Source organism: Streptomyces apricus (assembly GCF_008369065.1).
GTDB classification, from domain to species: Bacteria; Actinomycetota; Actinomycetes; order Streptomycetales; family Streptomycetaceae; genus Streptomyces; species Streptomyces apricus.
In genome coordinates this window covers 844,653-855,254 of record NZ_VDFC01000040.1, presented here as the reverse complement: position 1 = coordinate 855,254, position 10,602 = coordinate 844,653, and the positions used below count along the sequence as shown (strand labels likewise).

The 10,602-nt window shown below is 69.6% G+C and carries 9 protein-coding genes; 6 read left to right on the top strand and 3 right to left on the bottom strand.

The genetic code is table 11. The features are described 5' to 3' along the window. Positions 1–18: 18 nt before the first annotated feature. The 3 genes from FGF04_RS16900 to FGF04_RS16890 all read right to left on the bottom strand — a co-directional run bounded on the left by FGF04_RS16900 (position 19) and on the right by FGF04_RS16890 (position 3,583). The gene (locus FGF04_RS16900) at positions 19–1,551 is read right to left on the bottom strand and encodes a VMAP-C domain-containing protein (protein ID WP_149512094.1); all 1,533 of its coding nucleotides are present in this window, start codon (positions 1,549–1,551) and stop codon (positions 19–21) included. Further along, a complete protein-coding gene (locus FGF04_RS42070) occupies positions 1,548–2,489 on the bottom strand; it encodes an effector-associated domain 2-containing protein (protein WP_408055636.1) in 942 nt (313 codons plus the stop codon). The genes FGF04_RS16900 and FGF04_RS42070 overlap by 4 nt, the downstream gene beginning before the upstream one ends. A gap of 431 nt (positions 2,490–2,920) precedes the next feature. Next, the gene (locus tag FGF04_RS16890; RefSeq protein WP_188114104.1) at positions 2,921–3,583 is read right to left on the bottom strand and encodes a hypothetical protein; all 663 of its coding nucleotides are present in this window, start codon (positions 3,581–3,583) and stop codon (positions 2,921–2,923) included. Positions 3,584–3,722: 139 nt separating this feature from the next. On the opposite strand from FGF04_RS16890, the gene hemL reads away from it, so the two are divergent. The 6 genes from hemL to resB form a co-directional block, all read left to right on the top strand. Then, positions 3,723–5,042, top strand: a complete 1,320-nt coding sequence (gene hemL / locus FGF04_RS16880; protein ID WP_149512090.1) for a glutamate-1-semialdehyde 2,1-aminomutase — start codon at positions 3,723–3,725, stop codon at positions 5,040–5,042. Further along, a complete protein-coding gene (locus tag FGF04_RS16875) occupies positions 5,039–5,713 on the top strand; it encodes a histidine phosphatase family protein (RefSeq protein ID WP_149512089.1) in 675 nt (224 codons plus the stop codon). The genes hemL and FGF04_RS16875 overlap by 4 nt, the downstream gene beginning before the upstream one ends. Positions 5,714–5,953: 240 nt before the next feature. Continuing rightward, on the top strand, positions 5,954–7,240 hold the full coding sequence (locus FGF04_RS16870) for a polysaccharide deacetylase family protein (protein ID WP_235882352.1): 1,287 nt from the start codon (positions 5,954–5,956) through the stop codon (positions 7,238–7,240). Between the two features lie 78 nt (positions 7,241–7,318). Next, positions 7,319–7,978, top strand: coding sequence for a TlpA family protein disulfide reductase (locus FGF04_RS16865; protein ID WP_149512087.1), 660 nt, complete (start codon positions 7,319–7,321; stop codon positions 7,976–7,978). A 4-nt stretch (positions 7,979–7,982) separates the two neighbouring features. Then, entirely contained in the window at positions 7,983–8,753 is a 771-nt protein-coding gene (locus FGF04_RS16860; protein WP_149512086.1) for a cytochrome c biogenesis CcdA family protein, read from the top strand. A 3-nt stretch (positions 8,754–8,756) separates the two neighbouring features. Continuing rightward, a partial coding sequence (gene resB, locus FGF04_RS16855; protein ID WP_149512315.1) for a cytochrome c biogenesis protein ResB occupies positions 8,757–10,602 on the top strand: 1,846 nt, incomplete at its 3' end.

The following is a 10,602-nucleotide window of genomic DNA, read 5'->3' as shown; positions in this document are numbered from 1 at the left end:
TGCGGAAGACTCCGCCGCCTATACCCGCCCGCCCGGAAGGCGGTAGGGGTCGTCCCAGAGCATTGCCGCGTGGCGACCGAGCAGAGAAGCGCCACCCATAGCAGCATCCCCGTCTTCGGCCGCTATGCGCAACGACCTGACTTCGTCAGGTAACCGGTGGATCCCCTTGCGTGTGGTCAGTTCGAGCAATTCGCTGCGAAATGCGGGATCAGCTCCCCCACGGCGATCCCACACAACGATCGGCACCCCCGCCCGGAGTGACGCATCCAGCTCATCGGTCCCTGATCGCGCATTTTCCTGGCTGCCGGGTGGCATGCTCAGCACGACCATGACCGGGTGTGGGTCCGACAGCAGACGGTCGGGGTGTTCGCCGGGGAACCAGTGAACCGGTCCTTGACAACCAGGCTTCAAGGCGTCCCACCGCTTTGCCCAGCGTCCGTGGGTGGCTCTGCCTTCCACTCTTTCGAGACTGCGGAGCACAAGGGGATGATCCTTGCCGAGGGTTGCCTCCGCGTTCCCGAACTTCTCTTTCGCCCATGTCTCGACCGGTAGATCCATGAGGTCTCTCGGAAGTACGAATTCCAGGGCGAGGTCTTCCTTGCAGGCATAGGCCCACCCGGTCTCGGCCTCGTGCACCAGCGAGCGCACCCGTTCGGGCAGGTCGGCCACGTCGACCTCCAGATCACCACCCTTCACCGGGTACGGGTTCGGGTCGTTGCCGTTCTGACACCAGTAGGTGAGCTGCCGCATGCCCTCGTGATCGGAGTAGAACAAAGGACGCAGCCGGATCAGCAGCCAGGTGGAGGGAGCCCAGACGGTCTCCCTGTCGACCCCCGGCAACGACGGTACGGTCGGCTCGGGAAGTGAGAGGGGGCCGGACGCCTGCGGACGCCGACCGGGCAGTGGGTCGCCTCCCCCTTCAGCCGCAGACAGGCTGTCGGCCTCCATGGTGCCGGGATACGCTTCCGGTCGCCCTCGGTGCTCCCCCGCCCATTCCAGCAGTTCCTGCTGTTGATGCCCCTTCGCGTAACGCGCGAGGTGTTCGACCAGCAGGACGCAGGGCAGCGGTCCACCGGGGCGGGCGTTGAGGGTCGCGGCGTGCAGCACGGCCGACCATGGTTCCGCGCAGTGCGCCGGCAAGGGGTCGGGATGGCTTCCCAGGGCCTCGCGGAAGACACCATGCATGTCGAGCACCTCCAGACTGCCGAGGAGAGGCATCAGCTTTTCCCAGGCACTTGCTGGGAAGAGAGGCACTTCAGCGAGGGCTATGGCCGTGCGCAGACGGGCCACTTCGCGGGTCTCCCCCTCCAGGAGTGAGACCACACCACCCACCACCTGGAGGCCGTCCGGATGCGGCATCACCGCACGGAGCAGGAACAGCAGGGCCACACGGCGGCGGCTGGTGTCGGGCAACGCGATCCTGATCCGAAGCGCCCTGCCCACCTGGCGTGCGCACTCGTGCAGTAGGGCGGACTCCTCGAAGCACGGGACGGCGTCCAGCGCATCGAGCAGGATCTTGGGCGGTCCCCAGGTCTCGTGGGCATCCGTCACGACGATCCGCCTCCTGGGGCAGGCGGCCAGAGCCTTTCGAGAAGTTCCAGGGCGACTCCGGCGGATCGGGACCCATCGTCGAGCAGTTGCAGGGAGTCGATGAGGGCCTGTCTGCCGTCGGGATGCTCAACGCATGCCTGGACAAGGAAGAAAAGCTGGAGACGGGGCCGGGCATGGTTACGGACGGCTCGCCGGACGGGAGGCGGTAACAGGCCTCGCAAGGCGGCCCCACCGTCGTCCTCGACCAGCGGCACGTTCAGAAGGGCGTCGGCGAGGGCGAACTGGTCCCTGTCGGAAGGCGGTGACTCCACCCTTCGCGCCGGGCCCTGCGGTGGTGAAGGCGACTCCAGTACCTCGGCCAGCCTCGGCCACATACGTGCTGCGGCTTCCAGCGGAAGCATCCAGGCCGCCTTGGCCTGCGGGTCGGTGTAGGCGGCTGTGACCATTCCGACAACCCGGCGCGCGGTCGGGTCCCACACGCCGGCACCACTGAACCCGCGGCCGATCCGGATGCCGCCGGTACCGATCCCCTCCAACTGGATCCAGTCCTGATGGGGACCCCCACGACCCACCGGCCGAGCCCTGGACCACAGACCTTCAGGAGCACCGGGAGGGAAACCGTATGTACTCATTTCGCGCCGGCCCGGCTCCCCGCACGGTCCGACTCGCGCCGTCCTCGTCCCTTCGGGAGGCGTCCGCTGCGTGCGCAACACGGCGAGATCGCCACCGGACCCGCCGGAGATCGGCCCGGGAAACCACCCGTCCGGTACGACGGTGGCCTCGCCGACCGTGCTGCCCGGGATTCCCGGCACATCGATCAGAACTGAACCGACGGGCACCGCGTCCGCATGTCCCGGCGGCGGGCCGATGGCTGCTGTCACGACATGCGCGCAGGTGAGCACCCGATCGGGCATCACCAGGATGCCGGCGCCCTGCACCACTCCGCGCAACGACAGGACGCGCACTCTGCCTAAAGCGGCAGCCCCCGCCGTATCCCCCTGGGCCACTGTTATGTCCCTTCCCCTGCGTGGAGGTGCCGAAGAACAGCTCCACGAACGAACCAGCGTACGAACCCCACGCGTCAGGCACACGGGCCGTGCGTATCCCGGAGCTTTACCGGATGCGGTATGCGCGAACCATCAGTGCCCTCGGGAGGCGCTCGGCATCAAGGACACACCGTGTCCGGAGCACGCGGAGTGCGATTGACGCCACCTCCCGCCACAGCTCATGGACCCGCTGGTGGTCCTGGCAGTCCCTTTTCGGTCCCTCGGCGGTGAGAAGCCGATCTCCCGGCGCTGAGGAGTTGTTCTTCCGCACGGAAAAGGGCGAGGTCCGAAGACCTCGCCCGTCAACACGTGAAGGATCCGACTCAGGGCCAGACCAGGCAGTACGGCTGGTGGCCTGCCTCGTGGAGGCGGTGGCTGAAGTCCTGCCATTCGTGCAGGAGCTGGTAGACGTTGAACGCGTCGCGGGGGCCACCGCGGTCCGGGACCGTGGACCAGATGAAGGCGGCCGCGCCGACGGCCTCCTCGCCTATGCCGCGCAGCGGGTCGACGACGGTCATGGGCAGCTTGACGACGGCGTAGTCGGGGTGCAGGACGACGAGTTCGAGCGGGGGCACCTTGTGCAGGGGTATGCCCTCGATGCCGGTGAGGACCATCGCGGCCATCGTCTCCGGCTTGATCTTCGTGAACATCCCGTTCATACCCAGCTCGTCGCCGCCGAGCTCCTCCGGGCGCATGGAGATGGGGACGCGGGCGGCGGTCGCGCCGTCCGGTGCCCCGAAGTATTTGTAGGTCACCCCCACCCGGCCACCATTCCCGCTGCTTCCTGGCCTGAGCTGGTCTGCCCCGCGGTCCGTGTAGTCCATACCGTCCATACGCGCGGACGGCTCGATCCGCTCAGGTTCACCCTGGGACCCCTGGGTCTGCCGTGCCTCGGCCGCCTCCGCCTCGCGTCGGTGTTTCCCCCGCCGGGCACGCCGAGGACCGAGGTCATCGGTCCCCTCGCCCAGTCCGCCACCGCGATGCATATCTCCACCCGACTGCTTTTCCAGGGCGCGCGACCCCCGCCACGCAACCCGATCATCGTGACAGTGACCTCCCCAGCGGCCGCACGCCGAAACGTACGCTGAAACACCTGTCCGCAGGATCTTCCCAGCCTCTGACACCATGGTCCGTGTGAGCTATCCGTACGAAGCACCAGTTTCGCAGACTCTTTTCGACCGTGCGGCGGCCGTGACGCCCGGCGGCGTGAACTCTCCCGTCCGCGCGTTCCGCGCCGTGGGCGGTACGCCCCGGTTCATGGTGTCCGGTAACGGTCCCTACCTGACGGACGCGGACGGAAGGGAGTACGTCGACCTCGTCTGTTCCTGGGGGCCGATGATCCTCGGCCATTCCCACCCCGAGGTGATCGAGGCCGTGCAGGCCGCCGTCGCCCGCGGCACCTCCTTCGGCACGCCGGGGGAGGGGGAGGTCGCGCTCGCCGAGGAGATCGTCGCCCGCGTCGCGCCCGTCGAGCAGGTCCGGCTGGTGTCCAGCGGCACCGAGGCGACCATGTCCGCCATCCGTCTCGCGCGCGGTTTCACCGGCCGCGCCAAGGTCGTGAAGTTCGCCGGCTGCTACCACGGGCACGTGGACGCCCTGCTGGCCGCCGCGGGGAGTGGCCTGGCCACCTTCGCGCTGCCCGACACCCCGGGCGTCACCGGCGCCCAGGCCGGCGACACCATCGTCCTGCCGTACAACGACCTCGAAGCCGTGCGCGAGGCCTTCCGCGCGCACCCCGGCGAGATCGCCTGCGTGATCACCGAGGCCTCGCCCGGCAACATGGGCGTCGTGCCGCCGCTGCCCGGCTTCAACCAGGGACTCAAGGACGCCTGCGCCGCGGACGGCGCGCTGTACATCTCCGACGAGGTGATGACCGGCTTCCGCACGAGCAGGGCGGGCTGGTACGGGGTCGACGGCGTCGCGCCCGACCTCATGACCTTCGGCAAGGTCATGGGCGGCGGCTTCCCCGCCGCGGCCTTCGGCGGACGGGCGGACGTGATGGCGCACCTCGCGCCCGTCGGCCCCGTCTACCAGGCCGGCACGCTCTCGGGGAACCCGGTCGCGACCGCCGCGGGCCTGGCCCAGCTGCGGCTGCTCGACGACGCCGCGTACGCGAAGCTCGACGCGGTCTCCGCGCAGATCCGTACGCTCGTCACGGACGCCCTCACCAAGGAAGGTGTGGTGCACACGCTGCAGAACGCGTCCACCATGTTCTCCGTCTTCTTCACCGGGGCAGACGTACGCAACTACGAGGACGCGAAGACGCAGGAGTCGTACCGCTTCAACGCCTTCTTCCACTCGATGCTGGCGCAGGGCGTCTACCTGCCTCCGTCCTCGTTCGAGTCCTGGTTCGTGTCGACGGCGCACGACGAGCAGGCGGTACAGCGGATCGCCGACGCCCTTCCGGCGGCGGCACGGGCAGCAGCGGAGGCCACGGCAGCATGAGTGACATCACCGTCGTACACGTGATGAGGCACGGAGAGGTCGAGAACCCGGACGGACTGCTCTACGGGCGGCTGCCGGGCTACCACCTGTCCGAGCTGGGGCAGCGGATGGCCGAGCGGGTCGCCGAGCACCTCGCGCCGCGTGACATCACGCACGTCGTCTCCTCCCCGCTGGAGCGGGCCCGGGAGACGGCCACGCCGATCGCCGAGGCGCACGGTCTGGAGCTCGCGACCGACGCCCGGCTGATCGAGGCGGAGAACGTCTTCCAGGGCAAGACCTTCGGGGTCGGTGACGGGGCCCTGCGCCGGCCGGAGAACTGGAAGCACCTGGTCAACCCGTTCAAGCCGTCCTGGGGCGAGCCGTACCTGGAGCAGGTCGTACGGATGATGGGGGCGCTGGACGCCGCGAAGGACGCGGCGCGCGGGCACGAGGCCGTGTGCGTCAGCCACCAGCTGCCGATCTGGATCCTGCGGTCCTTCGTAGAGCGGCGGCGGCTGTGGCACGACCCGCGCAAGCGGCAGTGCACGCTGGCGTCGCTGACGACGTTCACGTACCGGGGCGACAAGATCGTGTCCGTGGGGTACACGGAGCCGGCGCGGGAGCTGGTGCCGGTGCATCTGCGGGCCGGGGCGAAGCTGGTTAAGGGTAAGTCCAAGGCCTATGGGGCCTAGCCTTCTGGCTCCGCCGGCGCGTTCGTTCTCGTAGTGCGGGTGCGTGGGGGCTTGTCGCGCAGTTCCCCGCGCCCCTTACGGGGCGCGGTCTTACGGGATTCGGTTCCCATGTTTTCGTCACAGGTTCGTCATCGGAAAATCACCGCATATATGGGTGTGTGCGGGAACCCCCTCGTTCGTCGTGCCCTCTAACCACGTGTCCAGATCGCTTGGGCACGGGCACGACGAATGGGGACGGAAATGCGCGACATCAGCCGAAGGGGAATGCTGGGGCTCGGGGCCGGAGCCGCGGCCGCCGTGGGGCTCGCGGGCTGCGGTACCGCTCTGGGGAACCACTCCGACGGTGTCGGCGGGTCCGGGGGCCGCGGGGGTTCGGGCGACTCCGGAGGTCACGGCGGTGGACGTCCCGCCCGTCCCCTCGGCGACGGCTCCACCTCCTTCACCGGGAAGCAGCCCAAGCAGCCCGGCAAGCCCGTGCCCCTCGAACCCGGTGAGACCCCGCCGCAGTTCGTCGTCTTTTCCTGGGACGGCGCCGGGGACGTCGGCAACGGCCTCTTCGAGCGCTTCCTGAAACTCTCCGAAGAACACGACGCGCGCATGACGTTCTTCCTCTCCGGGCTCTACCTCCTGCCCGAGTCGAAAAAGCGCATGTACCTCCCGCCGAACAACGCGCCGGGCGCCTCCGACATCGGTTATCTGACGGACGGCCACATCAGGTCGACGCTGAAGAACCTGCGCCGTGCCTGGCTCGACGGGCACGAGATAGGCACCCACTTCAACGGGCACTTCTGCGGCGGCACCGGCACGGTCGAGAACTGGACCCCGGCCCAGTGGAAGAGCGAGATCGCCCAGGCGAAGGCCTTCGTCAAGGAGTGGCGCACGAACACCGGCTGGAGCGAGGACGAGGTGCCGTCGCTGCCCTTCGACTACGACAAGGAACTCGTCGGCGGCCGCACCCCCTGCCTGAAGGGCCAGGACAACCTGCTGCCCGCCGCCCGCGAGCTCGGCTGGCGCTACGACGCCTCCTCGCCCGGCGGCACCCAGGTCTGGCCCGGCAAGAAGGAGGGGATCTGGGACCTGCCGCTGCAGGCGATGCCCTTCCCCGGCCACACCTTCGAGGTCCTCTCGATGGACTACAACATCCTCGCGAACCAGTCGGTCAACTCCACCCAGGCCCCGCCCGCCAACTACCCGGCCTGGCGCGAGCAGGCGACCGAGTCGTACATCGCCGGCTTCACGCGGGCGTACGAGACCAACCGCGCCCCCTTCTTCATAGGCAACCACTTCGAGGAGTGGAACGGCGGCATCTACATGGACGCCGTCGAGGGCGCCCTGAAGCACATCGCCGGCAAGAAGGACGTCCGCATGGTGTCGTTCCGGCAGTTCGTGGACTGGCTCGACGTACAGGACGAGGCCGTCCTGGAGCGGCTGCGGTCCCTGGGCGTGGGCGAGGAGCCGTCCGGCGGCTGGAAGACCTTCCTGGACGAGGGCACCGCCACCGCCCACAGCTCGGCGGACGCCGCCTGAGACCCCGTCCCCGCGGCGGTCCCGCCCCCGTGAGGGGGGTGCGCAAGATCCCCGGAACGGACATGCGAAACTTTTCACATGAGTGCCGCCAGCCGCGCCTCCCGGCGCCCGAACCGGACCCGTGACCGCGCCCGTGGCCGTTCCCGCGACCGCGCGTACGGCCGTGTCGCCGTACCGACCGGCGCGGTCGTCGCCGCGGCGCTGCTGCTGTCCGCGTGCGGATCCGGGGGGAAGTCCGGCGGGTCGGGCGACACCGGCTTCGTCACCGGCTCCGGCGGCATCGCCACGGTCGAGCGGGGCAGCCGCGCACAGGCCCCCGAGCTGTCCGGGAAGACCATCGACGGCAAGCAGCTCGACGTCGCCGACTACAAGGGCAAGGTCGTCGTCCTGAACGTCTGGGGCTCCTGGTGCGGCCCCTGCCGCCTGGAGGCCAAGAACTTCGTCAAGGTCTCCGAGGACCTGAAGGACCGGGGCGTGCAGTTCGTCGGCATCAACACCCGCGACACCAGCACCACCCCGGCGCTCGCCTTCGAGAAGGCCTACGGCGTCGAGTACCCGAGCCTGTACGACCCCACGGGCAAGCTGATGCTCCGGTTCGAGAAGGGCACGCTCAACCCGCAGGCGATCCCCTCCACGCTCGTGCTCGACCGGGACGGGAAGGTCGCCTCCCGGTCGCTGGCCGCGCTCAGCGAGGACAACCTGCGCAAGATGCTCAAGCCGATCCTCGCGGAGAAGTGACCTCGTGTCCCTCCTCGTAGCCGCCGCCGGCACCGGACCCAACGAGACCGTCCTCACCGGGGCGCTGATACTCGCCGTCCCGATCGCGCTGCTCGGCGGTCTCGTCTCCTTCTTCTCGCCGTGCGTGCTGCCGCTCGTGCCCGGCTACCTCTCGTACGTCACCGGGATCAGCGGCACCGACCTGGCCGAGGCGCGCCGCGGCCGGATGGTCGCCGGGGCCTCGCTGTTCGTCCTCGGCTTCACCGCCGTGTTCGTCTCCGGCGGCGCCCTGTTCGGCTACTTCGGCTCCACCCTGCAGGAGCACGCGAGCGTCCTGTCCAAGGTGCTGGGCGTGCTCATGGTCCTCATGGGCGTGTTCTTCATGGGGATGATGCCCTGGCTCACCCAGCGCGAGTTCCGCTTCCACAAGCGGCCGGTCGCCGGGCTGGTCGGCGCCCCCCTGCTGGGCGCGCTGTTCGGGATCGGCTGGACGCCCTGCATCGGCCCGACGCTCGCCTCGGTGCTGGCGCTCTCCTCCGACCAGGCGAGCGCCGGCCGCGGGGCCATACTGACGGTCGCGTACTGCCTCGGTCTGGGCGTGCCCTTCGTCGTCGCCGCGGTCGCCTTCCGCAAGGCGCTCGGCGCCTTCGGGTGGGTCAAGCGCCACTACGTGTGGGTGATGCGCATCGGCGGCGGCATGATGATCGCGACCGGTCTGCTCCTGCTGACCGGCGCGTGGGACGGCATCGTGCAGGAGATGCAGGGCTGGTCCGACGGCTTCACGGTAGGGATCTGACGCATGAGCACGACACGGGACACCGACGTGGGGACGACCGGCGGCGCGACCGGCGGGGACGACTCCGCCGCGCGGGACGCGGGCGAGCTCGGCGAGGCCGGGTCCCAGCTGTCCACCGCGCCCCGGGAGACGGCCGTGCCGGGCTCCTTCGGCGGCGCACGGGCCCCGGGCGCCGCGGGCGCGCTCGCCTGGGCCGGCCGCGAGGCCCTCGGCTGGGTGCGCTGGATCTGGCGGCAGCTGACCTCGATGCGGGTCGCGCTGCTCCTGCTGCTCCTGCTGTCCCTGGGCGCGATCCCCGGCTCGCTGATCCCGCAGTCCGGGACCGACGAGACGAAGGTGGCCGACTTCCGGGCCGAGCACACCGTCCTCGGGCCGCTCTACGACAGGCTCGGGCTGTTCCACGTCTACAGTTCCGTGTGGTTCTCCGCGATCTACATCCTGCTCTTCGTCTCGCTCATCGGCTGCATCGTGCCCCGCACCTGGCAGTTCGTGGGCCAGCTGCGCGGCCGCCCGCCGCGCGCCCCGCGCCTGCTGACCCGGCTGCCCGCGTACACGACGTGGCGGACCGCGGCGGAGCCGGAGGAGGTGCGGGAGCAGGCGCTGAAGCTGCTCAAGGGACGGCGCTTCCGCGCGCACCGGACCGGCGACGCGGTCTCCGCCGAGAAGGGCTACCTGCGCGAGGTCGGCAACCTCGCCTTCCACATCGCGCTGATCGTGATGCTGACCGCCTTCGCCTGGGGCCAGCTCTTCAAGTCCGAGGGCAACAAGCTGGTCGTCGAGGGCGACGGGTTCGCCAACACGCTCATCCAGTACGACGACTTCAAGTCCGGCGCCCTCTTCGACACCGACGACCTGGAACCGTTCAGCTTCGTCCTGGACGACTTCGAGGGCACGTACGAGGAGACGGGACCCAACCGGGGCACCCCGCGCACGTACCAGGCGACCGTCGACTACAGCGTGGGCGCCGACGGCGCGCAGCGGAAGAAGACCATCAAGGTCAACAAGCCGCTCGACGTCGACGACTCGAAGGTCTACCTCACCGCCCACGGGTACGCGCCCGTCGTCACCGTCCGCAACGGCAAGGGCGACGTCGTCTACCGCCAGGCCGTGCCGCTGCTGCCGCTCGACTCCAACTCGACCTCGACCGGCGCGATCAAGGTCATGGACGGCTACGAGAACGGCAAGGGCGAGCGGGAGCAGCTCGGCTTCCAGGCGTTCTTCCTGCCGGCGTACGGCGGGGACGGCACCGCGGTGGTCTCGCAGTTCCCCTCGCTGCTGAACCCGGTGCTGAACCTGACGGCGTACCACGGCGACCTCGGCGTCGACGCGGGCCTGCCGCAGAGCGTGTACCAGCTGGAGAAGAAGAACCTGAAGGAGTTCAAGAACTCCCAGGGCAAGCAGCTGCGGGAGAACCTGAAGCCGGGCGAGACCATGCAGCTGCCGAACGGCGCCGGCTCGATCACCTTCGAGAAGGGGATCAAGGAGTGGGCGAACTTCCAGGTCACCCGGCAGCCCGGGGCCGGCTGGGCGCTCGCCGGCGCCTTCGGCGCGATCTTCGGTCTCGCCGCCTCCCTCTTCATCCAGCGCCGCCGCGTCTGGGTGCGCGCCGTGACGGGCCCCGACGGCGTCACGGTCGTCGAGATGGCGGGCCTGGGCCGCAGCGAGTCCGCCAGGCTCCCGGAGGAGCTGGGCGTCCTGGCCGGGCAGCTGTACGACCTGGCACCGGGCGTCCCCGACACCCCGGACCCCGACCCGGACCCGGGTTCGGACCCAGGCCCGGACCCCGGTCCGGTCCCCGGTTCGGGTTCCGCCCCGGCCCCCGGATCCGAGCACGAGACCACCCCCGAAC